This window comes from Bacillus cereus group sp. MYBK5-2 (assembly GCF_051915685.1).
In the GTDB taxonomy this organism is placed as follows: Bacteria; Bacillota; Bacilli; order Bacillales; family Bacillaceae_G; genus Bacillus_A; species Bacillus_A cereus.
Map to the genome: position 1 here is coordinate 1,119,815 of NZ_JBQAFE010000001.1, position 24,660 is coordinate 1,144,474.

Sequence of the window (24,660 nt, forward strand, 5' to 3'; positions counted from 1 at the left end):
AATGAAAGAGTTAATAAATTTGTAAATCCGCATGTTGCGAAGTGCTAAATTTTTGAAATTGGTAAATAGTGACTTGCCAAAAATAAGTACGAGAGTATAATGTGAAATGGAATACGTATTGGGTTTAAGTAGTAACCTTACAAAATTGTAAGGTTAGTGAAAGGAAATTCAATATGAAGATAAATAGACTTACATTATACTTGGTAAAGAGAAAGAGAGGCGAATGGGTATGAGCTCTGAATTAGAACAAAATACGAGAAGTAATAAAAAGCGTTCTAAAAGAAAGTCAATAAAATGGTTCATATTAATTCCATTTTTCCTACTTATTTTTGGAGGAGTAGGATATGGTTCGTTTATATATAATAAAGCAAAAGCTGTTGTAAATGATGCGTATGCAAAAATTGATAAGTCATCAAAGCGTGATAAAGAAGTCGAACCTTTAAAGGATAATATTTCAATATTAATCATGGGTGTAGATGGAAGTGAAATGAGAAAAAGCCAATATGGCGAAGCAGTTCGAACAGATGCACTTTTATTAGCAACAATTAATAAAGATGATAAGTCTGTTAAGCTAGTAAGTATTCCACGTGATTCACGTGTTTACATTCCAACTAGAAAAAAATTAGATAAAATTACTCATGCTCACGTATTTGGTGGCGTAGAAAGCACACGCGATACAGTGGAAAGATTTTTGAATGTCCCTGTTGATTATTATGTGAAGTTTAACTTTGAATCATTCGTACAAATTGTCGATTCAATTGGTGGTATTGATATTGATGTACCAGTTACTTTCACTGAACAAGATAGTAAAGACCAAGCTGGTATGATTCATTTAGAAAAAGGTTACCAACATTTAAATGGAGAACAAGCACTTGCACTTGCAAGAACGCGTAAAATTGATAGTGACGCAATGCGTGGACAGAGACAGCAACTTGTAATAGAAGCAATTGCTAAAAAAGCGATGTCTGTTCAATCAATTAGCAAAATGGGCTCTTTACTAGATGCGGTTGATAAAAATATGAAAACGAACTTAACATTTGACGATATGCTTGCCATTACAAAAAATATGGCAGGATCTAATTTGGAAATGGAAAAATTGCAAATAGAAGGTACAGATAAACGTATCGGTGGTATTTATTATTACATTCCAAATGAAAAAAATGTAAAAGATATTTCAAAAAAATTAAATGATCATTTAGGTGTAACGCCAAAATCAGTCCGAAACGAATAATAAAAAAAGATTGGCTTTTGCCAATCTTTTTTTTTGGAATGTATTTGTAACTTTTCTGTAACGATTTTTTAGTTTAGAAAAATTATACTCATATGTATGAGTATAATGGATAGGTAAAAAAGTAAAAGGACATATTCAAAATTTGTGGTAAGGAAAGATATCATATGCAGAAATGGTTAAGCATGATGGGAATTATCTTTATATTGACTGGATGTAAAATGTCTGAAGCTCCAACAAGTCTAATGGAAGCTCCTACAAATGAAAAATGGATTAATGAATTAAAGGAACAAATTGATAAAGATTTACCTGTTAATTATCGCTTACTTACTCCAATGTCTAACAAAGATAAACAGATGATTTGGTCAATGAATTTTAAACAAGATAATAAGAAAGAAGCCATCTTATTTTATAAATTGCCGAATGAAGATCATAGCGTATATTTAGCCGTATATGAAGAAATCGGAAATGGCTGGAGAATAAAGTCCACACATAAATTTGATGGTGGAGATGTAGATATCGTTGAAGTCGGTGATTTTACAGGGAACGGGAAGAGAGAGTTGTTAATCGGAATCTCTGTAAATCGTGAATCGTTAGAACATGTTATGTATGTTTTTTCGGAAGAAAATGAAGAGATGAAGGAAATATATAATCGAAGTTATACGAAGTTATTCATAGAGGATCTAAATGAAAATGGACTGAAAGATATAAGCCTTGTTACATTTGAAAAAGATGAGAAGCTGACAGTTGAGTTCATGGAACAATTTAAGACTGTATCTGAAGTGTCATACGATCCATTTATAAATAGTATTCAAAGAATACAAATGGGCCGTATTTCTAAATCATTAAAGGCAGTTGTAATCGATGCGGGAACAGGGGCTCATTCAGGTATAACTTATGTAGCAAAATTTGATCAGGATCATTATGAAGTATTACCTATAGGTGGGAAAGAAGATTTATTTAATGAATATGTTGTAGAAAGTAAAGATGTTAATGAAGACGGCATTATTGAATTTGTTCGTACTGTACGTCCAAAAGGTTGGGAGGATAAATCACATGGTGATAGTCCGCTTTTTGAACGTTACATACAGTGGAGTGAATCTGGAATTAAACCAATTGAAGAACGATATATAGATATAGAAAAAGGGTATTATGTGAAAATTCCTAAAGAGTTAATAGGGAAAATTACAATACCAGATCAGCAAAAAGAATCAAATTCTCAAAAGTTTTTGGATACAAGAACAAATAAAATATGGCTTGAAGTTCATATTTTTAAGCGGAAAGAATGGTTCAATATAAAAGGCTACAGCGCAGCAATTAAAACGGCTTCTCACGTATATGCAGTACCGAAGCAATCGGAATTTGAAAAAGTGAAAGCATATATAAAACCGCTAGCGGATTATCAACAAGAGTAGGAGGTGGGAATTATGTCAAAAATTTTAGTTTTAGAAGATGAATTAACGATCCGTAGCTTTATTGTTTTAAATTTAAAACGTGCTGGATTTTATGTAATAGAAGCTACTACTGGAGAAGAAGCGTTACAGATTTTGAGTGAACAAACTGTTGATATAGCACTGCTGGATGTAATGTTACCGGGGATTGATGGTTTAGAAGTTTGTAAGGCTATCAGGAAAGAAAATAAAAAAATGGGTATTATTATGTTAACCGCACGTGTACAAGATGAAGATAAGGTGCAAGGACTAGGAATAGGTGCAGATGATTATATTGCAAAACCGTTTAGTCCAGTAGTATTAACTGCACGTATACAGTCTTTATTAAGAAGAATAGAAGTACATGAAGAAAAAACGAATATTGTTACGTCAGGTCCATTTTCGTTAAATATTATAGAAGAAAGATTGTATAAAGATGGACAATTAGTCGATTTAACACCTACAGAGTATATGATATTACAGTATTTAATGAATCAGGCTTCAAAGCCAGTTTCGCGTGATGAAATTTTAAATATGATTTGGGGAACCAATTACGTAGGTGAGACGAAAGTAGTAGATGTAAATATGAGACGGTTACGTCAAAAGATAGAATGTAATCCATCAGAACCTGAATTTATTCTTACGGTGTGGGGAAAAGGATATGTGTGGAAGGAAAGTATGAGATGAAACGGAAAGTGACTTTATATTTTATGACGGTCATTACACTTATGCTTGTATTATTTGAAGTTGTATTTTCAGTCTCAATTTATCGATACTATTATAATGGTATTGTGCAATATATAGAGTCTCATGCGAAAACGAGTACACGTTTTTTTTCAGAATACAATTCACTATACTTTATTCGATTACAAGAATATAGTGGTGACATAATTAGTAGCTTTCAATTAGAAGGAACAGAATTACAGTTAATTGATCGTCACGGCTCGGTTATACAATCTTCAAGTGGTGAAAAGGTAAAAGGTAAAGTGAATATTCCACAATCATTATTAGAAGGTGAAATGTATAATCAAGTTACTACGAAAGGTAATAAAAAACAACTAGAGGTGCTAAGCCCACTTATACATCAAGGACAAACTATTGGTGTTTTAAAATATACGACTGTTTTAACAAATGTAAATAAAAAGATTATTGAAATTATTACGTTTACTATTTCTGTAGGTATTGTTATTTCGGGAGTCGCCTTCTTAATTAGTAGACGTTTGGCAAATTCATTTGTTGAGCCAATTGAATCCATTATTCAAGCCTCTTCACAAATTGCAGAAGGCACATTAAAGCAAAAAATTAAAGAAGATTATCCTGGAGAATTAGGTGAATTGGCACATAGTTTAAATTATATGGCCTATAAAATAGATAAGGCTGAGCAGATGAAAAATGAATTCATTGCTTCTATCTCGCACGAAATACGAACGCCTTTAACAGGAATTAAAGGTTGGAGTGAGACGTTAAAAACAGTAGATCATTTAACAGAAGAAGAAATAAAGCAAGGTATGGGCATTATTTCAGGTGAGACAGATAGATTGATTCATTTAGTAGAAGAATTGCTAGATTTTTCAAGATTACAATCAAATCATTTTAATTTATATAAACAAAAGGTGCAGTTGTACGATATACTAGAGGAGACGATTTGGCAATTAACTCCTAAATCGGAAGAGAAGGAAATTCAATTTATTACTACTATAGACCGAATTGAATTGATGGGAGATCGAAATAGGTTAAAGCAAGTTTTCTTGAATATTGTTCAAAATGCAATTAAGTATTCACATAAAAAAAGTACAATACACATTGAAGCGACTAAAATAGAAGGACAAGCAGTGATTAAGGTAAGAGACGAAGGGATTGGAATTGCTAAAGAACATTTACCATATATTGAGCAATCATTTTACCAAATTAATAATCATGTTGCAGGTGCAGGTATTGGTTTAGCTATCGTTAAAAAAATGGTAGAGCTTCATGGCGGTGTGCTTAGTGTTACAAGCAAAGAAGGAATAGGAACAACAATTTTGATAAAACTCCCATTATAATACAAATAAAATCTATTTATATGGTGAAATAAAAATAAATAGATGTATAATTATATTGGGCGATTTATATATAAGATTAATAGGGAGAGGAATTCGATAGAATGGAAAAAGCTTTAAAAATTAAACAAATAGTAGTCGTTTTAATAGCGATTGCCGCAGTAGCTATTGGGTATTACATGTTTCAATCAATTACTTCACCAGCAAAAGCTGTTGCGAAACAAGAAAATGTAGTGCAGCTTGCAAGTGAACAGCCGAAAGTTGAAATGAATAAAACGGCACCAAGTCGTTTTAATGGAAAAGAAAGAAAAGTTGCTTATCTTACATTTGACGATGGGCCAGGGAAATATACGGCTGAATTATTAAATACGCTAAAACAACATGATGCGAAGGCGACGTTCTTTTTAATTGGAGCGAATGTAAAAGAATTTCCTGATTTAGTGAAACGTGAAAATGCTGAGGGTCATTATGTAGGCATGCATAGTATGACACATAATTTCGCAAAGTTATATAAAAATGGCGAGTATGTAAATGAGATGAAAGAAGATCAAGGTTTAATCGCTAATATTATTGGGAAATCACCTAAATTAACACGTCCTCCATATGGTTCGATGCCTGGATTGAATGAAGGTCTTCGAAATAAAGTGGTAGAAGGCGGATTTAAAGTATGGGATTGGACAATTGATTCATTAGATTGGAGATACAATAAAATGCCAGTTGATGCAGCTGCAGCACAAATTGCTCAAAACGTATTAACAAACGCAACAAAACCACAAGAAGTAATTTTAATGCATGATATTCACCCGCAATCAGTTGCTGCTGTGCCAGCAATTTTAAAGGGGCTAAAAGAAAAAGGTTATGAGTTTGAAGCTTATCATGAAGAGAGTCACTTCCCAGTGAACTTCTGGCATGATAACCGTATGTAATGGAGGAATGAACGTTGAAGTATGGAAAAGTAGCAGTAGTTGGAGCATTATCAGTAGGACTTTTAACAGGTTGTTTCGGTGAAAAGCCAGAAGAAAATCTATATACAGCTTTTGAAACAGCAGCAACACAAGAAAAATCTTTAGTGGATGAAGCAAAAAAATTAGAGCAGTTAGAGAAGCAAGGGCAAGAATTATATGCTCAAATTTTGCAAGAAGGTAAAGATCATAATGAAGCAGTTGTGAAGAAAATAGAGCAAGCTACTGCAAATGTAGATGATCGTGAAAAAGTATTGAAAAGTGAGAAAGAAATGCTAGAAAAAGCACAGAAGGAAACGAAATCTGTTCAAAGTAATATAGAGAAGATTGAAGATAAGAAGTTACAAAAACAAGCAAAAGCAGTAGAAGAGTCGTATAAGAATCGTTATGATGCATTCCAAAAGATGAATGAAAATTACACGAAAGTGTTAGCGACTGAAAAAGAACTGTATGAAAAATTAAAAGTAAAAGAAACGAAATTAAAAGAAATCGGTGAAAAAGTTAAAACTGTTAATGAATTAAATGTGGAAGCACAAAAGTCGAAAGAGCAGTTTAACAAATTTACAAAAGAGTATAATGACAGTAAATTAGCATTCTACAAAGGTGCAGAAATTAAGATTAAAGATCAGAAATAAAGAAGAATCTAAAGTGTAATAAAAAGCCGGAGAAACATCGTTATAAATGTTTGTTCGGTTTTTTATGTTAAATGAATAGAAAAGACTGGAATTGATATCATAAAAGAGTTATAGTGAGTTATTCTAAGGGAAACATTGTAAAGTAAGGAGAATGGGAATATGTCATATGAATTTTTACTCAAATTAGGTTTAGCACTCTTTTTAGGATTATTCATCGGGATAGATAGGCAGCTAAAGAATAAACCACTTGGTGTGAAAACAAGTATGGTTATTTCTGTAGCAAGTTGTTTAATTACGATGGTTTCAATTGAATCTGTGCATGTATATTCTGTTCCAGGACATACAAATATGGATCCGATGCGACTGGCCGCTCAAATTGTTAGTGGAATTGGTTTTCTTGGCGCAGGTGTCATTTTACGAAGAAGTAATGACGTTATTTCTGGATTAACAACAGCTTCTATGGTGTGGGCTGCTTCAGCTTTAGGAATCGCAATTGGTGCGGGATTTTATTTACAAGCGACAGTTGCTATGGTTTTAATTATTTTAGCGATTAATGTACTTCCGCAACTTGTGAAAATTGCAGGACCGTATTCATTAAGACAAAAGGATTTATCTATAAAAATTACTGTTAAAGAGCATCATGAGTTAGATGGTATATTTAAGCAAATTAAAAATTTAGGCATGCATGTGAAACGCGTGAAAATTAAAGATATAGATAGTGGAGCATTTCAGCAACTAGAGATGGTTATTTTAGCTCCAGAAGATTTATATACAACAGAGTTATATAGTTCCCTGAAAGAGATAGATCGAGTAGTTTCAGTTGAAGTGGAAAGTAGATAATTGTGATAAAAAAGAGTGAAGTGAATTCACTCTTTTTTATTTGGATTTTTAAGGAATGAAATTGATATAATGATGAGTAATAAAGGGGGAGAAATGATGGGAATACATATTAGAAGAGCAATAAAGGATGATATACAAGGTATAGCAAAGGTGCATGTCGATAGTTGGAAAGCAACGTATAAAGGGATATTTGCTGACGAAATTCTAGATAATATAGCATATGAGAAACGAGAAAAACAATGGGAAGATATTTTTCAAAAAGAAGGTAATCATCAATTTAGATTTGTAGCAGAGAATTTAAATGGAGAAATAGTTGGATTCATCGATGGGGGGATAGAAAGAACTGATACATATAATTGTGATGGAGAATTATATGCAATCTACCTTTTACAAGAGTATCAAGGAATGAAAATAGGACAAAAGTTATTTCAAGCGTTACTATCAGAATGTGTAAAGAATGATATGCAATCACTTTTAGTTTGGGTTGTTACGAATAATCCTTCTAAAAAGTTTTATGAAAAATTTAACCCAGAAAAAATTGATACAAAATTTTTAGAGCGATTACAGGTAGAAGAGACAGCATATTGCTGGAGAGATATAAATAATATTATTATGTAAACTTTATGTTTGAAAGAGGTATACCAATTAAGGTATACCTCTTTTGTTTAACCATTTTGGATAGATTACTAATGAAAAATAGTAAGTATGTAGTTTGAAGCTGAGTATTTTTAACTAGATTAAAGAAAAGGGAGAAAACAAGGAAAATTAAATCAGATAAAAAAATTCTGAAATATACTCTTGAATTGAATATCATTATCAATTAGAATCATAATTGATAACGATGTTCAATTATCGTTTATTATATAAAATTTCGATAGCTTTAATATAAAGAGGAGGACCAGTATGCAGCATGCGAAACAAATCGCAGAACATGCAACATTACAAAGCTTTTTAAACTGTTATTTAAGAGAAACAGGGAGTGGAGAATGGATTACAGAGGATGAAAGAATGAAGAGTATCTTCAGTAATACGTTGAATAGAGATACAGTCCCCACATATTTATGTTGTCGGCTATCGGCACAGAACGTTACTTTGTATGGAGAAGTTATATTTAAATCATCAACAGATCGCCATTTGTTTGGAGAACAATTTTATTATCAAATTGGAGATAGTAATTCCGTTATTACAGCAGATTACGTTACAGTTATTACGTTTTTAATAAAAGAGATGTCGATCAACTACGGAGAAGGAACGAATCCTGCGGAACTTATGCTTCGAGTTATCCGTAGTTGTCAAAATATTGAGGAATTTACAAAAGAGAGAATAGAAGATACATCCGCATTATACGGTTTCCATACAACTTTTATAGAAGCGGAGCAGTCTTTATTATTTGGGCATTTAACTCATCCTACACCAAAGAGTAGACAGGGGATATTGGATTGGAAAAGTGCAATGTATTCTCCAGAATTAAAAGGGGAATGTCAGCTTCATTATTTTCGAGCACATAAAAGTATAGTAAATGAAAAATCATTATTATCAGATTCTACAACAACGATTATAAAAGAAGAATTAAGTAATGATGAGATGGTTAGTAAGGAATTTATAGCGAAGTACTGTAAGGAAGATCAATATGCATTAATTCCAATTCATCCGCTTCAGGCAGAATGGCTCTTGCATCAAGCTTACGTACAAGATTGGATAATTCAAGAATTGCTTGAGTATATTGGTCCTGTAGGTAAGTATTATATGTCAACATCATCACTAAGGACGCTATATCATCCCAATTCGAAGTATATGCTTAAGTTTTCATTTCCGGTGAAAGTAACGAATTCAATGCGTATTAATAAACTGAAAGAACTTGAGAGTGGTCTTGAAGGGAAGGAAATGTTAAATACGGCTATTGGTGAAGTACGAGAAAGATTTCCAGGATTTGATTTTATTTGTGATCCAGCCTTTATTACATTAAATTATGGAACACAAGAATCTGGATTTGAGGTGATTATTCGTGAGAATCCTTTTTATAGTGAACATGCAAACGACGCAACATTAATTGCGGGGCTAGTTCAAGACGCTATACCTGGGGAGCGTACGCGGTTATCGAATATTATTCATCGCCTAGCAGATTTAGAAAGTAAAAGCTGTGAAGAAGTAAGCTTAGAGTGGTTTAGACGATATATGAATATTTCTTTAAAGCCAATGGTATGGATGTATTTACAGTATGGTGTTGCATTAGAAGCTCATCAGCAAAATAGCGTTGTTCAGCTAAAAGATGGTTATCCGATCAAATATTATTTCCGTGATAATCAAGGATTTTATTTCTGTAATTCAATGAAAGAGATGCTTAATAATGAATTAGCTGGTATTGGAGAACGTACTGGAAATTTATATGACGACTATATTGTGGATGAGAGATTTCGTTACTACTTAATTTTCAATCATATGTTTGGCCTCATTAATGGTTTTGGCACAGCAGGATTAATTAAGGAGGAAATTCTTCTCTCGGAATTAAGGTCTGTACTTGAATCATTTCTTCCATATAACCGGGAACCTTCTACATTTTTAAGAGAATTATTGGACGAAGATAAGTTAGCGTGTAAAGCAAATTTACTAACGAGATTTTTCGATGTCGATGAGTTAAGTAATCCATTGGAGCAAGCTATTTATGTGCAAGTACATAATCCACTCGTTAGAGAAGTGGCTGTTCGTTCATAAATAACGTTAAAATTTCACGTAATACAAATAATGGTATTTTGTCATAAGGTGGAGGGTTTTATGAGAGTGGACATGTATCATACGAAAGTATTGAAGGCGCTCGAATCAGAAGATTACATTTCAGTACGAAGAAGAGTGCTACGTCAATTAGTAGAATCGTTAATTTATGAGGGGATTATTACACCGGTTCGCATAGAAAAAGAAGAACAGCTTCTTTTTCTAATACAAGGACTTGATGAAGAAGACAAAAGTGTCACGTACAAATGCTATGGCAGGGAACGGATGACATTTGGACGTATTTCGTTAGACTCATTAATAGTAAGAGTTCAAGATGAACAGCAAGAAATACAGTCTGTCTCGCAATTTCTAGAAGAAGTTCTTCGGGTTACTACTGTAGAACAAGCTAAATTAGATTCTTTTATGCACGAATTAGAACAAACAATATTTAAAGACACGATTGCACAATATGAAAGAAATAATAAGAGAGAATATACTCAAAAATCTTACGATGAGTTTGAAAGCCAATTAATAGATGGCCATCCATATCATCCTAGTTATAAAGCACGTGTTGGATTTCAATATCGTGACAATTTTCAATATGGTTATGAATTTATGCAGCCAATAAAACTCATATGGATTGCAGCATATAAGAATTATGCGACTGTAGGTTATGAGAATGAAGTGATGTATAACAACCTTTTAAAAGAGGAGATTGGCGATCGTAAATTAGAAGAGTTTATGGAACGAATTCGTAATAAGGGATGTAATCCAAAACAGTACGTGTTTATACCTGTTCACCCATGGCAGTGGGAGAATTTCATCATTTCAAATTATGCGGATCATATACAGGGTAAATTTATTATTTATTTAGGAACATCAGAGGACGATTATTGCGCGCAACAGTCAATGAGAACGTTAAGAAATATTACGAGTCCAAAGAAACCGTACGTTAAATTATCGATGAATTTACTCAACACTTCAACACTTCGTACGCTGAAACCATACTCTGTTGTGAGTGCACCAGTAATATCAAATTGGTTAAATGATGTTGTAAGTAATGACGCCTATTTAATGGATGAAGCACGTTTAATCTTGTTAAGTGAGTTTTCAAGTGTAACGTATGACACGAATAAGAAAGCTATATATGGTTCATTAGGATGTATTTGGCGCGAAAGCGTTCATAAGTATTTAGATGCACAAGAGGATGCAATTCCTTTTAATGGTTTATACGCTAAAGAGAAAGATGGTACACCAATTATTGATGCGTGGTTGAATAAATATGGAATGAAGGATTGGCTACAATTACTTATTCAAAAAGCGATAATACCAGTTATACATCTTGTTGTAGAGCATGGCATCGCACTGGAATCACATGGACAAAATATGATTCTAGTCCATAAAGAAGGGGTGCCTGTTCGTATTGCGTTAAAGGATTTTCATGAAGGGCTTGAGTTTTATCGTCCATATTTGAAAGAAGTTGACAAATGTCCCGACTTTACTAAAATGCATAAAACATATGCGAATGGAAAAATGAATGATTTCTTTGAAATGGATGGCATTGAATGTTTGCAAGAGATGGTGTTAGATGCACTATTCCTGTTTAATTTAGGAGAATTAGCATTCGTACTTGCGGATGAATATGGATTGAAAGAAGAACATTTTTGGATGATGGTTGTTGAAGAAATTGAAGATCATTTAAGAATATATCCACATTTGAAAGGTAGATTTGAAAATATTCAATTATATGCACCTACATTCTATGCTGAACAATTAACGAAACGTCGATTATATATGGATGTGGAATCGCTTGTTCATGAAGTTCCAAATCCATTGTATAGAGTAAGAAAACTTATGAAACAAAAATCAATTGTTACAGGGGGAAATTATGCTAATCGTTAATAAACAAGAGTATAGCAAAAGTGATTTTAATTTGAGATTACAAGTTTATGAGGAATTGGAACAATTTCAAGAAGCAGAAGGAAATAGATTTGCACTTTGTCTGAAAGATCCATTCGATATTATTACGCTTGTGTTTTTCTTAAAAGAAAAGAAATCATCAGTATTACTTATACATGAAGATACGCCAAAAGAAACGGCTATTGAAATGGCAAAGCGTGCAAATTGTGTAGGAGTTTTATATGGAGAATATGGCGATTTTACAAAATTAGAAGTAGGGAACTTTTTACTAGAAGAGCCTTCTTTATTGCAATATAGTTCGGGAACTACGGGAGAACCGAAACTGATTCGTAGAGCATGGACGGAAGTTGATACAGAAATTACTGCCTATAATGAAGCTTTAAACTGTGAAGTAGATGAAGTTCCAATCGTTATGGCTCCTGTTTCACATTCATACGGACTAATATGTGGTACGTTATCAGCAATTACGAGGGGGAGCAAGCCTGTAATCATTACGAACAAAAATCCTAAATTCGCATTAAATATAGTTCGCAATACAGAAAAACATATCATATATGCAGTACCACTTATGTTACACATTATGGGGAGTTTTCCATTAGGAACGTTCCAGTTTCATAAAATTATGACATCAGGATCGCCTTTGCCAGAAGCACTATTTTATAAACTAAAAGAAATGACAACATATATGATGCAGCAATACGGTTGTTCTGAAGCAGGTTGTATTAGTATATGTCATGATATGAAAAGCCATTTAGATTTAGGAAACCCTCTACCTCATGCAAGTATTAGCATAGGTTCAGATGAAAATGCACCGGAAGAAATTGTCGTGAAAATGAATGATAAGGAAATTTTCACGAAAGATTTAGGTTATAAATCTGAGCGTGGCATTCATTTTATGGGGCGTATGGACGATGTAATTAATGTTTCAGGATTAAAAGTCTTTCCTATAGAGGTAGAAGAAACGATGCTTCGATTGGAAGGTGTGCAAGAGGCAATTGTATATCGAGGGAAACATCCTGTGATGGGCGAAATAGTTAAAGCGAAAGTGATCTCTCATGTTGATCCAGTGAAAATAAGAGAATGGTGTATTCAGCACTTACCTTCTTATAAAGTTCCGTATGAAATTGAAAGTGTAAATGAAATTCCTAAAAATAAAACTGGAAAAGTAAGTAGAAAGTTACTAGAGATGGGAGAGGTTACAACATGAGACGGGAAGCGTTAAAGAATGCCGTGTTAAAAATTATGATAGAAAAAATGGAACTGAAAAATGTAACGCATTTAGAAGAAACGATGCGCTTAAATCAAGATTTATATATAGATTCGGTAATGATGTTACAGCTTATTGTATACATAGAAATGGATGTAAAGCTATGCGTTCCAGAGGATGAGGTAGATCCAAAGGCATTTCTTACTGTAGGATCTTTGCTTGATTTTATGGAGGAGTTAGAGCCGTTACAGGAAGTAAATGTGAATAACTAACCTTTAGGAAAGTGGATGAGAGTATGACTTCAATTAAAGTGCACTGTTTAGTGAGTTGTTTTTGTGAAATTATAAAAAGGCGTAGCGACATTGATTTTCGTCCATTTTATTTTGGACTATGGGATGGAGATTTTGATATAACACAAGGCGGAATTATTTCATATCACTCTGAAAACATTAACCATGATCATTATTTACTTTGGTTTGAAAAATTGTACGGTATTAAAGTAAACGAATGGTATGATCATGCAAAAGATAAAGATAGCAATGTAGAAACGTTTTTAGAATTAGTAGAAAACAAGCCGGAAAATCGTTATGTCATTGTAATGGTTGATATGTCTCTATTACCAGAGAGGGAAAATAAATTTCATCAAAAACCGTTTCCACATTATTTAATGATATCAAAAACAGAGAAAGAAGAAGAGTGGTTCATGCTAGATCCTGATTTTCGTTGGGAAGGAAATATGGAAAGAGAAAAAGTACTTCACTCTATTCAAGATAACCCATTTGGTGGAGGTTATTTCATTGATATAGAAGGAATTGGGGAGCCAACGCAAGAAACAGTAGCTAGTTATTTCACAGAAACATTCAAAAAGAACGACAATGAACTGACTATGGAACTGAAAAATTTAATTGTAAAAATGGCAAATGAGGAAGAAGGATATGCGCTTTCTGGACTTGTAGCAGCAGTAAAACAAATACCAGTACTTGCAATTCGTAAATATAGTTATGAGCATGCCTTTGCATACTTCCGTGAAACGTTGCAATATTCGGAGCAAGAATTTGATTATTGGTGTGATCGGGTAGAGGATATTGTACAAGGATTTACAAATGTACAGTATCGTGCAATTAAAATGGCAATGACGAATAATAAAGGTATGCTAGTATCGATTATTGAAAAACTGGATGAAATGAATGCAATTGAACTGCAAATTAAGAAGGAATTAGAGAGACAGTTTCTATCATGGAAAGGTATGAAAACAAATCAATCTGTCGCAACTCTTTAATAAGCTAACTGAATTTAAGATAGGGGAGTTTAATGCTATGAAATATTCGCTATGTACCATTTCATTTCGTCATCAATTAATTTCATTTACTGATATTGTTCAATTTGCATATGAAAACAGTTTTGAAGGAATTGAATTATGGGGGACGCATGCACAAAATTTGTACATGCAAGAACGTGAAACGACAGAACGAGAATTGACTTTTCTAAAGGATAAAAACTTAGAAATTACGATGATAAGTGATTACTTAGATATATCATTATCAGCAGATTTTGAAAAAACGATAGAGAAAAGTGAACAACTTGTAGTACTAGCTAATTGGTTTAATACGAATAAAATTCGCACGTTTGCTGGGCAAAAAGGGAGCAAGGACTTCTCGGAACAAGAGAGAAAAGAGTATGTAAAGCGAATACGTAAGATTTGTGATGTATTTGCTCAGCACAATATGTATGTGCTGTTAGAAACACATCCCAATACACTAACGGACACATTGCCTTCTACTATAGAACTATTAGAAGAAGTAAATCATCCGAATTTAAAAATAAATCTTGATTTTCTTCATATATGGGAGTCTGGCGCAAATCCAATAGACAGTTTCCATCGATTAAAGCCGTGGACACTACATTACCATTTTAAGAATATATCTTCAGCGGATTATTTGCATGTGTTTGAACCTAACAATGTATATGCTGCAGCAGGAAGTCGTATTGGTATGGTTCCGTTATTTGAAGGTATTGTAAATTATGATGAGATTATTCAGGAAGTGAGAGGTACGGATCTTTTTGCTTCCTTAGAATGGTTTGGACATAATTCAAAAGAGATATTAAAAGAAGAAATGAAAGTATTAATAAATAGAAAATTAGAAGTAGTAAGTTCGTAATGTGAAATGATGTGAGAGTCTCGTTTTAGAGGCTCTTTTTTTATGGTAAAAAATAACCAAAAATTTCCATGTATTTTAATTTGAATTTAACACAATTTATATATAAATAAGGAGGTGATTGGTAATGGCTAGAAATCGTAATTCTAATCAATTAGCATCACATGGAGCACAAGCAGCTTTAGATCAAATGAAGTATGAAATTGCACAAGAGTTCGGTGTACAACTTGGAGCTGATACTTCTTCACGTGCAAACGGTTCTGTAGGCGGTGAAATCACAAAACGCCTAGTAGCGATGGCAGAACAACAGCTTGGTGGCGGATATACTCGCTAAATGTAGAAGGTTATAGGAGAAAGGAAGGATTCTTCCTTTCTTTTTTTTTCAATTAATTGGTATGAATATATTGCGAACAGAATTCAAAGAATAGAAGTAATACTATATTTTACCCAATTTCTTTTGTTGTGAATGGGAAGTATTAAAGATGTAATAGCCCTGGTGGAATGAAAACTATGTTCCAGCAGGGCTATTATATGGTAAGAAATATATGATGAAAGGTTCCGAAATCAACATGTTAAAAAAAGAAAACTGTTGTTTAATTGCGCTTGCATCAGTTCCACTTGTCATGACATTAGGGAATTCAATGCTCATTCCAATCTTGCCGACAATTGAAAAGAAATTACATATTTCATCGTTTCAAGTATCCATGATTATTACAATTTACTCTATCGTAGCCATTTTACTTATACCGATTGCTGGTTATTTATCAGATAGATGGGGACGAAAGATGGTAATGGTTCCGAGTTTGCTGATTGCGGCTATAGGAGGAGCGATAACTGGTTGGGTATCTTGGAAAGTTGATAATCCCTACACTTGGATATTAATCGGTAGAGCGATTCAAGGTATTGGTGCTGCTGGGGCAATGCCGGTTGTTATACCGTGTGTTGGTGATTTATACAAAGACGAAAAACAAGTTAGTACAGGCTTGGGAATTATTGAGACATCCAATACATTTGGAAAAGTGCTGAGCCCTATTTTAGGATCTGCTCTTGCTGCCATTGTATGGTTCTTACCATTTTGGGCGATTCCAGTTTTATGTATCATATCAATTGTTTTGTTACTTGTTCTAGTAAAGGCAAAGAAACAAGAAGGAGAAGTACCACCACTTAAAGAGTTTATAAAATCTATTCTGTCTACGTTTCGAGAAAAAGGAAGATGGTTAATTGCCATTTTTGCATTAGGTGCAATTATTATGCTTATTTTATTCGGAATTCTCTTTTATTTGTCGACTATACTGGAATCAAAGTATGACATTCATGGTATATGGAAAGGGTGTGTGCTTGCTATCCCGTTACTTGTACTGTCACTTAGTTCATATATGGCCGGTAAAAAAATTGGAGATAATCAAAATGTTATGAAGAAGTGTATTTATATTGGTTTTTTAATGGCAGCTGCATCAGTCATCATTCCTTTATTTATAAAAGGGATTTATTTACTACTTCTTTGTCTCGTTATTATGGGGATAGGGATTGGTATGGCACTCCCATGTTTAGATGCCCTCATTACACAAGGAATTGAAAAGGAGCAAAGGGGAACGGTTACGTCATTTTATAGTTCAATGCGATTTATCGGTGTAGCAGCTGGACCACCTTTATATTCTTTTTTCATGAAAGGGGCGGACCATGAAGTGTTTTATTTGACAAGTATTTTCGCTGCCATTGGTGCTATCATAGCAATCATTTGGATTAAACCAGCAAAGGATGCAAAGACGGTAAAACAGAAACCAGAGCCTACTTCATAATTTGTAAGAGAATTGCATGATGTTTTGAGTAACATGCAATTCTCTTTCGTTCATTAAGAATAAATAACTTGTTTTAACATATAAAGCGCGACACCCCATATGATGAGACCAGAAAATTTATTTAATAATAAAATTGTCTTTCCGGTTGAGTCTAGTCTTTTTAGAAATTTCCCTGCTAACGCTAAGCTTATAAACCAAATCCAAGAAACGATAATAGTTGCAAGTGTGAAAGCCCATTTTTCACTTCCTATGTATTGAATAGAATTTGTTCCAATTACACCGATTGTGTCTAAAATAGCATGTGGATTTAATAACGAAACGGATGCTGCGAAAAGGATTTGCTTTTTTAAGGGCATACTTTTTTCTTGTTTTACATCGTTGGAAGGGTTACTTCTCCAAATAACAAAGCCCATGTATAGGAGAAAGAAAAATCCAACTATATATAACGAGTTAGTTAGCCAAGAAAAAGTAAGGAGTACAAGGGAGACACCTTGCACTGCAATCAATATGAGTAACGTATCACATATAGAGGCAGTTAATACTACAGGGGCTGCCCTCCAAATGTTTGGTTGGCTCGCACCTTGGTTAAAGACAAAAACATTTTGTACACCTAATGGAATGATAAGTCCAAATGCAAGAATGATACCATGAATAATTGCTTCACTCATCATATTACCTCCTATTTTAATTCATTATGATAGTGTATATTGTATAGAAGAAATGAAAATTTGTATCCATCCATATGGTTGGGGAGGTTACCAACCAAAAAGAATATAAGGTGATATAATGGAAAGATTCGTTTGGAAACCGAATATGTCTCTAGCGACTCCTCTGTATAAACAAATAGAAACGTATATAAAAGAAAGGATCGTTAATGGAGAATGGACCGTTGGAACGAAATTACCTTCACAAAGAGATTTGGCACATACATTTGGTGTGAATCGAAGCACAATTGTAATGGCTTTCGGTGAACTAGTTGCAAAGGGATACATAGAAGGGAATGGCAGGAAAGGAACAATTGTTGTAAATAATAATGAGAATGCTTCAACTTACGCACCCCCGCCTAATTGGCAGTCTTATGTAGAAACAGGACTTCATTATCCGAATCTCCCAGCTATTCAGGAGATTAATCAAGCTGAATTTTATCCACATGTAATTCGATTAGGAACAGGTGAGCTCGCGCCGAGTCTCTTACCTGAGAAAAAGATGAAAGAAATTATGAATAAGCTTTTAAAGTCAAATGTGACGCTTGGGTATGAAGAGCCGAAAGGAAATTTTTATTTAAGGGAAAAGATTTCCGAATACTTAAAGGGGCATGGTATATGTGTATCTCCTGACTCTATATTAATTGTTTCAGGAGCAATTCAAGCGCTGCAACTTATCTCTATGGGGCTTCTTCCAAAAGGGGCATCCATCTTATTAGAAAAACCATCCTATTTATATTCGCTTAATGTTTTTCAATCCGCAGGAATGCGTTTCATTGGAATACCAATGGATGAGAACGGTTTAAATACATCATATATTACAAAATATAAGAAGCAATTTAATGCATCTATTTTATATACAATCCCGTCTTTTCATAATCCAACGAACTTTAGTATGAATGCGAAGAGACGAATAGAAGTGATGGAAATATGTAATGAAATTGGATTACCTATTATAGAGGACGCAGTGTATCAAGACTTATGGTTTGATGCACCTTGTTCGAAACCTTTAAAAGCCTATGATAAAAATGGAATCGTACTACATATTGGAAGCATGTCCAAAGTAATTAGTCCAGGGTTAAGAATTGGATGGATTGTTGGACCTGAGCCAGTAATTCAAAGATTGTCAGACATAAAAATGCAAACAGATTATGGTTCAAGCACTATATCCCAGCAAATTGCAGCAGAGTGGTTTACAAATGGTCTATATGATGAGCATTTGCGCTTTGTAAGAAGTGAATTGAAAAAACGAAGAGATTTTATGTTACTAATGTTAGATAAATATCTTCGTGAAATAGCAACTTGGCATGAACCAACAGGGGGATTTTATATATGGGTACATATAAAAGTAACCATTTCATATCGCAGTTTATTTGATAAAGCTCTGCAAGAAAAGGTTTTATTAAACCCAGGTACTTTATATGATAGAAGTGCAAATCAATTTTTGCGCCTATCGTATTCATACGCAACGTTAGAAGAAATTGAAATAGGTATAAAAAAACTTGCACAACTAATGAAAAAGTAAGAGGAGAAAGTAATGAAACAATATGTAATTTGCCAAATGATCAATGGAGAAAAATATTTAGCTGCTTATGCGGAGACGAAGCAAGAAGCGATTGAAAAAGCAGAACTGTTAGGATTAAGAACGGGAAATCGTTACATAGTTATTACTGCAGAGGAAGCCGAAGGGTTAACGTATCCTTAAACAATGTACGAGATTATATAATAATAAATAAGTCTAGTAATATAAGAAATTACTAGACTTATTTATTATTAAGTTGTTAAACGTTCTCGTATTTATACGCAAAGTAATAATATTATGAGTCAAGTTGACGAAAAAATCGATTTGTCTTTCGGTCTTGCTTTCCTTTTCTATATTCATCGATATATTGCCTAAAGTTCCAAGCTTGTAAAAATTTATTAGCAGAGTTATAACCAGAATTGTAAAGCCATTCTTTTTCTTCCTTTGTCAGTTCAAAATTAGTACTTGTAATCGTTCCTGTTGGAATTGTAATCGTTCTTGCTTTTGATTCCTTATCTAAATGACGTAAATCATGAGCTTGCATCATTGTTTTAAATAGTCCTTTGAACATGGAAATAGGCTCGTTATAGTGAGCAGGATCAGCTTGAATCTCATCTTTTACAAAATGAAATCCGAAAGTCGGCCAGCGAGGAGTGGTAGGTGAATCGAAGATCCAAATTGGATAATTACTTAGAATTCCTCCATCAACCATATAACAAGGCTGCTTCCATTTTGGAGTTCTCCATTTTACGGGTTCAAAGAAGAAGGGGATTGTACTACTCATTCTTACCGCTTTAGCGATAGAGAAGCGATAATTTAAAAATCCGTAGTTTGGTAAGTCGTCAGGAAAGACAACCATTTTACCATTACTAATATCAGAAGCGATGATTTTGAGTTTGTTTAGATCCGGTAAATCAGTAAATAAATGAACACCTTTTTTTCGAAGTAATTCTTCAATCCATTCTTCTATAAATACATTAGAGTATATACCTAGAGTAGTCCATGCACTTATTCCTTTTCCGATAAAGGGGATTTTGTCAATAAAGGTTTTCTTCGTAAATTTGTTATAATCGATATCAGTTATAATCGTTTTTAGCTCTGAACAAGAATATCCTGCCGCTACAAGTGCCGCAATAATTGCACCAGCTGATGTTCCAGCTATACGTTCCCATTCATAACCTTTTTCGGCTAATGCACAAATTGCTCCAACATGTGCAATACCGCGTACACCGCCTCCTTCAAAAACACCATCGATCTTCATTAAACATACTTCCTTTCAAATAAAAGATTTGGAAATGGCAAAAAAGCACGTATTGTACGTGCTTTTTTACAATGGTTTTTAAGTTTACTAGCAGCCTACAAAGCCGCCCCAACAGCTAGCTCCGATGATGATTAGAAGGATGAATAAAACGATTAATAAAGCGAAACCTCCGTAACCACAACCACCACAGCTACCGCCGTAACCGTAACCGCCGCAACTATATCCGTAACCCATGTGGAATTCCTCCTTATATTAAAAATAAAAATGAACGAGGGGAAAATGTACTGGAAGAACTAAAGAACTATCGTGTTTGTAGGAACAATGTATAGTATGCTTTTTTAAACTTGTTCGCGTACGAAGGATAAGCCCGTTTTTGGGAGGCTTGTTGATTTTGTAAAGAATGAAGTATAATCTTTGTACTATGATATAAATAAGTATGTAAATGTAAGGAGAATTTATGAATAAAAAAATTGAAGTATTAATTGATAAATATGAACTAACACACTTGAAAGAAGAACTTATTAATACTGTATTTCCTTGTATAAAAGTTGTGCCAAAGCAGCAGGGAACTGTTGCGATAGGTAGTTCGAAAATGGGAGGAGTTCCTGATCTACCAGCTTTATTTGAATATCCAAAGCATAAAGGAAATCCACTACAATTTATCGCGCAATTTAACTTAAGTGATTTACAAAACGTTGGTATGGATCACAATCTTCCTAAGACGGGGATGCTGTATTTCTTTTGCATTGAAAATTATTTTGAAGAAAATGTGAATCTAACAGAAGCTGGGCGTGTACTTTATTATGATGTTCCTGTAGAGCAATTACGAAGAGAAAATGAAATACAAGCGAAATATAACCAGTGTGCAATTACTTTTGAGCTGACATACAAATTACCAGAACTTTTCATTGAAGATGAGGCTGATTCAGATCGTTTCTTGCAATTACTTGAAGAGCTAATTCCAGATAACTACGATAACCATCAAATGTTTGGTGAGCCATTCTCTGTACAAGAAGAAGTGTTATATGAGACAGGAGAATATATGGGAGTAGACCCGCAGCAAATGACTCTTTTATTCCAAATTGATTCAGATCATAAAAATTGTAATATGGTTTGGGGAGAACTAGGGATGCTATATTTCTGTATTAGTAATGAAGATTTGAAAAATCAACGTTTTGAAAATACATGCTGTGTATTACAAACATGCTAATGAAAAAGGTTGTTCTTTTAAAAAGAACAACCTTTTTATGTGAATTAGTTAATATGCATAATCTCATATGACCTATACGAAAAAGTATTGTATACTCTGAAACTATACGATACTTTTTCGTATAGTTATAGAATATAAGGAGTGACAAGATGGGAAAGACAAGTAAGTATGTGACAGCTGCCGCACTTTGTTCAACTATAGTAATGGGAGGCTTGCAAGCGTCATCTGTATCTTATGCAGCTACAAATCCGACTACAGTGACAGCACAATCAGATGTAAAGTTATTAGATGATTTCAGAAAAGAATTAAAAAAACAGATTGATAATCGAGAAGAAAATATTACAATCACATATAAAACAAAAGATAGAAATGCTAGAAATATTATGGATCAATTGTATGGTGAGTTTAATAAAATTGTAGATGCTGATGAGTATGTAAAATATAATGTAGCATCTACTAGATATTCTATTAAAGGAATGCCAGGGGACTATACGTTTACACTGCAAGTAAAATACCGTGAATCAAAAGAACAAACTCAATATGTAAAAGCTCAGGCGAAATCAATTGTTGGATCAATTGTAAAACCAGGGATGGATGAGCATGAGAAAGTAAAAGCTATTCACGATTACGTTGTTAAGCATGTGTCTTATGATACGTCTTATCAAGCGTATACAGCATATGAAGCATTAGCGAATCGTTCTGCCGTTTGCCAAGGATATACATTATTAACGTATGAGTTGTTAAAAGAGGCAGGTATTCAAAACCATGTTGTAACAGGCACAGGAAACGGACAAGCTCACGCGTGGAATTTAGTGAACATTGAAAACAAATGGTATCACCTAGATACTACATTTGATGATCCAGTACCAGATAAAGCAGGGCGTGTAACTTACTCATATTTTAACATGTCTGACGAACAGTTAAGTAAAGATCACGACTGGGATCGTAGTAAATATCCAGCAGCAACTACAAGTTATTTTGGTGAATTAACAAACAAAATAAAAGCTGGTAGCTCAAAAACTGTCGTATATGAGCAGATGTTAAAAGAAACAAATTTACAATACTTATCTGCAGAATACGGAGCAGAAAATTATAATGAATTTAAGCAAAAGTTGCAGCAACAGTTTGCAGCCAAACCAGAAAAAGTAGAAGTGCGATATAAGCAGTCCATGGATGGGACGATGCAAGATATAAAGAAAGTATTAAATGAAATAAATTGGCCAAAAGGTGCAAAGCGTGTGTCTTATCAAGTAGCGCCTTATAGTGCATTGGCGGGTTATTCATTAGCGACAATTACATTTACGTATTAAGCAATGGGAAAAAGCACCTGTAAAAGGTGCTTTTTTTATTTATTGATTGATTACTTTTGAATATTAAGAATTATGTGATAAAATAAAAGGATAAGGATGTGAATGTGGAATGAACTTGTTCGAAAGCGATATTTTTACATTGATATATACTTGTTTAGTAATCGGACTTATCGTTTTGTTTTTCATATCATTTACTTTGTTTATTAGAAGAGTATTACAAAGCAGTGCTGCAAAGAAACACCACGTGATTAATATGAACCAGAAGCTAGATCGAATCATTGAATTGCTTGAAAAAGATAAGAAATAGCGATAGAAGAGGTATGAAAAGGGGAATGAGAATGGCGAATTATATAAAAGAATTACGTGAAAAAGTAGGACATGATTATGTTTTCTTAAACTTTGCCGGTGGTTGTGTATTTAATAAAGAAGGAGAAGTATTACTGCAAAAAAGAGGAGACTTTAACGCTTGGGGCTTTCCAGGTGGTGCAATGGAGATAGGAGAATCAGCTGCGGAAACTGCAATCCGGGAAATAAAAGAAGAAACCGGGTATGATGTAGAAATAAATGAGCTTATTGGAGTGTATACAAAATATTTTCAATCATATCCAAATGGAGACAAGGCCCAGTCAATTGTGATGTTCTTTTCATTCTCAATAGTTGGAGGTGACAAAAAAGTAGATGGTGATGAAACGTTGGATTTGAAGTTTTTCCCGTTAGACGACATGCCACCGTTATTTTGTAAACAACATGAAGATTGCCTGCAAGATTTATTGGAGAAAAGAGTAGGGGTATATCGTTAACATATAAAAAAGAAGCTAAATGAAGATTAGCTTCTTTTTTATGTTTAATTTATTTCCACCAATCATCAAACATTGACGCTGGTACTTGTCTTTTATGCTCACTCACTGTGTAACGTTTTTCAATTTTCTCTGCAACGTCAGCTGGAACTGCTTTACCTTCTAAATAATCATCTAATTGATCATAAGTAATACCTAACTCTGTTTCATCAGCTTGACCTGGTTTTTCATCTAATAAATCAGCTGTTGGCATTTTTAAGTACAGTCGCTCGTCTGCGCCTAACTCTTGTAATAATGCACGTCCTTGGCGCTTCGTTAATCCCGTTAATGGTAATAAATCTGCACCACCATCTCCGAATTTTGTAAAGAACCCTGTTACAGCTTCTGCAGCGTGATCTGTTCCGATAACAAGTAGCCCTTTTTGTCCACCAATTGCATATTGAGTAACCATACGGATACGTGCTTTCACGTTACCTTTATTGAAATCTGTTAGTGATTCACCCAATAAGTTTTCATATTGATTTGAAAAAGCATCAACAGTTGAAGCAATATCAAATGCAACAGATTGATCTGCTTGAATGAATTGTAATGCTAATTGTGCATCATCTTCATCTTTTTGTACTTTATAAGGAAGACGCACGGCGATAAACGTTGCATTACCACCTTCGTTACGAATTTCTTCAACTGCAAGTTGTGCTAAGCGTCCTGCTAATGTAGAGTCTTGTCCGCCGCTAATACCAAGTACAAATCCTTTTGCACCTGTTTTTTTTACATAATCCTTTAAGAAATCAACTCGTTTACGAATTTCAACTTTTGGATCAATTACAGGCTGAACATGTAATGCTTTCATAATCTGTTCTTGTAATGTCATTATGTTTTCCTCCTATTCATATTAAAGCGGTAAATAAGTTTATATGTATAATGGTACATA

Annotated in this window: 26 protein-coding genes; 22 read left to right on the forward strand and 4 right to left on the reverse strand. The window is 33.8% G+C overall.

Features of this window, described 5'->3' with window-relative positions:
• The first annotated feature begins 229 nt into the window (after positions 1-229).
• The 16 genes from ACTFP3_RS05975 (at position 230) to ACTFP3_RS06050 (ending at position 16,925) form a co-directional block, all read left to right on the forward strand.
• Complete coding sequence (locus ACTFP3_RS05975; protein ID WP_002163948.1) at positions 230-1,231, forward strand: LCP family protein; 1,002 nt, start codon at positions 230-232, stop codon at positions 1,229-1,231.
• 164 nt (positions 1,232-1,395) lie between these two features.
• Complete coding sequence (locus ACTFP3_RS05980) at positions 1,396-2,643, forward strand: hypothetical protein (protein ID WP_427251322.1); 1,248 nt, start codon at positions 1,396-1,398, stop codon at positions 2,641-2,643.
• A 12-nt stretch (positions 2,644-2,655) separates the two neighbouring features.
• Positions 2,656-3,345, forward strand: a complete 690-nt coding sequence (locus tag ACTFP3_RS05985) for a response regulator transcription factor (protein WP_000036071.1) — start codon at positions 2,656-2,658, stop codon at positions 3,343-3,345.
• On the forward strand, positions 3,342-4,700 hold the full coding sequence (locus tag ACTFP3_RS05990) for a sensor histidine kinase (RefSeq protein ID WP_088338912.1): 1,359 nt from the start codon (positions 3,342-3,344) through the stop codon (positions 4,698-4,700). The genes ACTFP3_RS05985 and ACTFP3_RS05990 overlap by 4 nt, the downstream gene beginning before the upstream one ends.
• Positions 4,701-4,801: 101 nt before the next feature.
• A complete protein-coding gene (locus ACTFP3_RS05995; RefSeq protein WP_000409484.1) occupies positions 4,802-5,623 on the forward strand; it encodes a peptidoglycan-N-acetylglucosamine deacetylase in 822 nt (273 codons plus the stop codon).
• A gap of 14 nt (positions 5,624-5,637) precedes the next feature.
• The gene (locus ACTFP3_RS06000; RefSeq protein ID WP_000873566.1) at positions 5,638-6,294 is read left to right on the forward strand and encodes a YkyA family protein; all 657 of its coding nucleotides are present in this window, start codon (positions 5,638-5,640) and stop codon (positions 6,292-6,294) included.
• Positions 6,295-6,453: 159 nt separating this feature from the next.
• Complete coding sequence (locus ACTFP3_RS06005; protein ID WP_000119510.1) at positions 6,454-7,134, forward strand: MgtC/SapB family protein; 681 nt, start codon at positions 6,454-6,456, stop codon at positions 7,132-7,134.
• A 96-nt stretch (positions 7,135-7,230) separates the two neighbouring features.
• Positions 7,231-7,752, forward strand: coding sequence for a GNAT family N-acetyltransferase (locus ACTFP3_RS06010; RefSeq protein WP_136363314.1), 522 nt, complete (start codon positions 7,231-7,233; stop codon positions 7,750-7,752).
• Positions 7,753-8,037: 285 nt separating this feature from the next.
• A complete protein-coding gene (locus ACTFP3_RS06015; RefSeq protein WP_440009645.1) occupies positions 8,038-9,846 on the forward strand; it encodes an IucA/IucC family protein in 1,809 nt (602 codons plus the stop codon).
• 60 nt (positions 9,847-9,906) lie between these two features.
• Positions 9,907-11,745, forward strand: coding sequence for an IucA/IucC family protein (locus ACTFP3_RS06020; RefSeq protein WP_440009647.1), 1,839 nt, complete (start codon positions 9,907-9,909; stop codon positions 11,743-11,745).
• The gene (locus ACTFP3_RS06025; protein ID WP_144596458.1) at positions 11,732-12,970 is read left to right on the forward strand and encodes an AMP-binding protein; all 1,239 of its coding nucleotides are present in this window, start codon (positions 11,732-11,734) and stop codon (positions 12,968-12,970) included. Before ACTFP3_RS06020 ends, ACTFP3_RS06025 begins: the two co-directional genes overlap by 14 nt.
• The gene (asbD, locus tag ACTFP3_RS06030; RefSeq protein WP_001250560.1) at positions 12,967-13,242 is read left to right on the forward strand and encodes a petrobactin biosynthesis protein AsbD; all 276 of its coding nucleotides are present in this window, start codon (positions 12,967-12,969) and stop codon (positions 13,240-13,242) included. Before ACTFP3_RS06025 ends, asbD begins: the two co-directional genes overlap by 4 nt.
• A 23-nt stretch (positions 13,243-13,265) precedes the next feature.
• Positions 13,266-14,249, forward strand: coding sequence for a DUF6005 family protein (locus tag ACTFP3_RS06035; RefSeq protein WP_000200729.1), 984 nt, complete (start codon positions 13,266-13,268; stop codon positions 14,247-14,249).
• Between the two features lie 37 nt (positions 14,250-14,286).
• On the forward strand, positions 14,287-15,129 hold the full coding sequence (locus ACTFP3_RS06040; protein ID WP_326036018.1) for a sugar phosphate isomerase/epimerase family protein: 843 nt from the start codon (positions 14,287-14,289) through the stop codon (positions 15,127-15,129).
• Between the two features lie 124 nt (positions 15,130-15,253).
• The gene (locus tag ACTFP3_RS06045; protein ID WP_000113545.1) at positions 15,254-15,460 is read left to right on the forward strand and encodes an alpha/beta-type small acid-soluble spore protein; all 207 of its coding nucleotides are present in this window, start codon (positions 15,254-15,256) and stop codon (positions 15,458-15,460) included.
• A 235-nt stretch (positions 15,461-15,695) separates the two neighbouring features.
• Positions 15,696-16,925 carry an MFS transporter gene (locus tag ACTFP3_RS06050; protein ID WP_121868406.1) on the forward strand — a complete coding sequence of 410 codons (1,230 nt, stop codon included), beginning with the start codon at positions 15,696-15,698 and terminating at the stop codon, positions 16,923-16,925.
• Between the two features lie 53 nt (positions 16,926-16,978).
• Here the strand turns inward: ACTFP3_RS06050 and ACTFP3_RS06055 are convergent, their stop codons facing one another.
• Complete coding sequence (locus ACTFP3_RS06055; RefSeq protein WP_086402054.1) at positions 16,979-17,593, reverse strand: LysE/ArgO family amino acid transporter; 615 nt, start codon at positions 17,591-17,593, stop codon at positions 16,979-16,981.
• A gap of 118 nt (positions 17,594-17,711) precedes the next feature.
• Between ACTFP3_RS06055 and ACTFP3_RS06060 the strand changes: the two genes are divergently transcribed.
• Positions 17,712-19,154 carry an aminotransferase-like domain-containing protein gene (locus ACTFP3_RS06060; protein ID WP_000439422.1) on the forward strand — a complete coding sequence of 481 codons (1,443 nt, stop codon included), beginning with the start codon at positions 17,712-17,714 and terminating at the stop codon, positions 19,152-19,154.
• Between the two features lie 12 nt (positions 19,155-19,166).
• Positions 19,167-19,334, forward strand: a complete 168-nt coding sequence (locus ACTFP3_RS06065; protein WP_000816389.1) for a DUF3933 family protein — start codon at positions 19,167-19,169, stop codon at positions 19,332-19,334.
• Between the two features lie 112 nt (positions 19,335-19,446).
• Here the strand turns inward: ACTFP3_RS06065 and ACTFP3_RS06070 are convergent, their stop codons facing one another.
• Both ACTFP3_RS06070 and ACTFP3_RS06075 read right to left on the reverse strand, forming a co-directional pair.
• On the reverse strand, positions 19,447-20,412 hold the full coding sequence (locus ACTFP3_RS06070; protein WP_440009654.1) for a patatin-like phospholipase family protein: 966 nt from the start codon (positions 20,410-20,412) through the stop codon (positions 19,447-19,449).
• 87 nt (positions 20,413-20,499) lie between these two features.
• Positions 20,500-20,646 carry a YjcZ family sporulation protein gene (locus ACTFP3_RS06075; RefSeq protein ID WP_000540425.1) on the reverse strand — a complete coding sequence of 49 codons (147 nt, stop codon included), beginning with the start codon at positions 20,644-20,646 and terminating at the stop codon, positions 20,500-20,502.
• A gap of 223 nt (positions 20,647-20,869) precedes the next feature.
• Here ACTFP3_RS06075 and ACTFP3_RS06080 point away from each other — a divergent pair, with 223 nt between their 5' ends.
• The 4 genes from ACTFP3_RS06080 to ACTFP3_RS06095 all read left to right on the forward strand — a co-directional run bounded on the left by ACTFP3_RS06080 (position 20,870) and on the right by ACTFP3_RS06095 (position 23,732).
• Positions 20,870-21,622, forward strand: coding sequence for a YwqG family protein (locus ACTFP3_RS06080; protein WP_001034844.1), 753 nt, complete (start codon positions 20,870-20,872; stop codon positions 21,620-21,622).
• Positions 21,623-21,771: 149 nt separating this feature from the next.
• Complete coding sequence (locus tag ACTFP3_RS06085) at positions 21,772-22,932, forward strand: transglutaminase domain-containing protein (protein ID WP_000520866.1); 1,161 nt, start codon at positions 21,772-21,774, stop codon at positions 22,930-22,932.
• A gap of 109 nt (positions 22,933-23,041) precedes the next feature.
• The gene (locus ACTFP3_RS06090) at positions 23,042-23,239 is read left to right on the forward strand and encodes a DUF4083 domain-containing protein (RefSeq protein WP_001048091.1); all 198 of its coding nucleotides are present in this window, start codon (positions 23,042-23,044) and stop codon (positions 23,237-23,239) included.
• Between the two features lie 31 nt (positions 23,240-23,270).
• On the forward strand, positions 23,271-23,732 hold the full coding sequence (locus ACTFP3_RS06095) for an NUDIX hydrolase (RefSeq protein WP_000024999.1): 462 nt from the start codon (positions 23,271-23,273) through the stop codon (positions 23,730-23,732).
• Positions 23,733-23,781: 49 nt separating this feature from the next.
• On the opposite strand, the gene nadE is transcribed toward ACTFP3_RS06095, so the two are convergent.
• The gene (gene nadE, locus ACTFP3_RS06100) at positions 23,782-24,600 is read right to left on the reverse strand and encodes an ammonia-dependent NAD(+) synthetase (RefSeq protein ID WP_000174901.1); all 819 of its coding nucleotides are present in this window, start codon (positions 24,598-24,600) and stop codon (positions 23,782-23,784) included.
• Positions 24,601-24,660 lie beyond the last annotated feature (60 nt).

What these genes read in the sequence shown, in the direction of transcription:
- ACTFP3_RS06070 (WP_440009654.1), bottom strand. Translation starts at nt 20,412, where the DNA reads ATGAAGATCGATGGTGTTTTTGAAGGAGGCGGTGTACGCGGTATTGCA.
- ACTFP3_RS06045 (WP_000113545.1), top strand. Translation starts at nt 15,254, where the DNA reads ATGGCTAGAAATCGTAATTCTAATCAATTAGCATCACATGGAGCACAA.
- ACTFP3_RS06065 (WP_000816389.1), top strand. Translation starts at nt 19,167, where the DNA reads ATGAAACAATATGTAATTTGCCAAATGATCAATGGAGAAAAATATTTA.
- ACTFP3_RS06015 (WP_440009645.1), top strand. Translation starts at nt 8,038, where the DNA reads ATGCAGCATGCGAAACAAATCGCAGAACATGCAACATTACAAAGCTTT.
- ACTFP3_RS06085 (WP_000520866.1), top strand. Translation starts at nt 21,772, where the DNA reads ATGGGAAAGACAAGTAAGTATGTGACAGCTGCCGCACTTTGTTCAACT.
- ACTFP3_RS06090 (WP_001048091.1), top strand. Translation starts at nt 23,042, where the DNA reads ATGAACTTGTTCGAAAGCGATATTTTTACATTGATATATACTTGTTTA.
- ACTFP3_RS06055 (WP_086402054.1), bottom strand. Translation starts at nt 17,593, where the DNA reads ATGAGTGAAGCAATTATTCATGGTATCATTCTTGCATTTGGACTTATC.
- ACTFP3_RS05985 (WP_000036071.1), top strand. Translation starts at nt 2,656, where the DNA reads ATGTCAAAAATTTTAGTTTTAGAAGATGAATTAACGATCCGTAGCTTT.
- ACTFP3_RS05975 (WP_002163948.1), top strand. Translation starts at nt 230, where the DNA reads ATGAGCTCTGAATTAGAACAAAATACGAGAAGTAATAAAAAGCGTTCT.
- ACTFP3_RS06095 (WP_000024999.1), top strand. Translation starts at nt 23,271, where the DNA reads ATGGCGAATTATATAAAAGAATTACGTGAAAAAGTAGGACATGATTAT.
- ACTFP3_RS06080 (WP_001034844.1), top strand. Translation starts at nt 20,870, where the DNA reads ATGAATAAAAAAATTGAAGTATTAATTGATAAATATGAACTAACACAC.
- ACTFP3_RS06035 (WP_000200729.1), top strand. Translation starts at nt 13,266, where the DNA reads ATGACTTCAATTAAAGTGCACTGTTTAGTGAGTTGTTTTTGTGAAATT.
- ACTFP3_RS06075 (WP_000540425.1), bottom strand. Translation starts at nt 20,646, where the DNA reads ATGGGTTACGGATATAGTTGCGGCGGTTACGGTTACGGCGGTAGCTGT.
- asbD (WP_001250560.1), top strand. Translation starts at nt 12,967, where the DNA reads ATGAGACGGGAAGCGTTAAAGAATGCCGTGTTAAAAATTATGATAGAA.
- ACTFP3_RS06050 (WP_121868406.1), top strand. Translation starts at nt 15,696, where the DNA reads ATGTTAAAAAAAGAAAACTGTTGTTTAATTGCGCTTGCATCAGTTCCA.
- ACTFP3_RS05990 (WP_088338912.1), top strand. Translation starts at nt 3,342, where the DNA reads ATGAAACGGAAAGTGACTTTATATTTTATGACGGTCATTACACTTATG.
- ACTFP3_RS06025 (WP_144596458.1), top strand. Translation starts at nt 11,732, where the DNA reads ATGCTAATCGTTAATAAACAAGAGTATAGCAAAAGTGATTTTAATTTG.
- ACTFP3_RS05995 (WP_000409484.1), top strand. Translation starts at nt 4,802, where the DNA reads ATGGAAAAAGCTTTAAAAATTAAACAAATAGTAGTCGTTTTAATAGCG.
- nadE (WP_000174901.1), bottom strand. Translation starts at nt 24,600, where the DNA reads ATGACATTACAAGAACAGATTATGAAAGCATTACATGTTCAGCCTGTA.
- ACTFP3_RS06005 (WP_000119510.1), top strand. Translation starts at nt 6,454, where the DNA reads ATGTCATATGAATTTTTACTCAAATTAGGTTTAGCACTCTTTTTAGGA.
- ACTFP3_RS06060 (WP_000439422.1), top strand. Translation starts at nt 17,712, where the DNA reads ATGGAAAGATTCGTTTGGAAACCGAATATGTCTCTAGCGACTCCTCTG.
- ACTFP3_RS06020 (WP_440009647.1), top strand. Translation starts at nt 9,907, where the DNA reads ATGAGAGTGGACATGTATCATACGAAAGTATTGAAGGCGCTCGAATCA.
- ACTFP3_RS06040 (WP_326036018.1), top strand. Translation starts at nt 14,287, where the DNA reads ATGAAATATTCGCTATGTACCATTTCATTTCGTCATCAATTAATTTCA.
- ACTFP3_RS06010 (WP_136363314.1), top strand. Translation starts at nt 7,231, where the DNA reads ATGGGAATACATATTAGAAGAGCAATAAAGGATGATATACAAGGTATA.
- ACTFP3_RS05980 (WP_427251322.1), top strand. Translation starts at nt 1,396, where the DNA reads ATGCAGAAATGGTTAAGCATGATGGGAATTATCTTTATATTGACTGGA.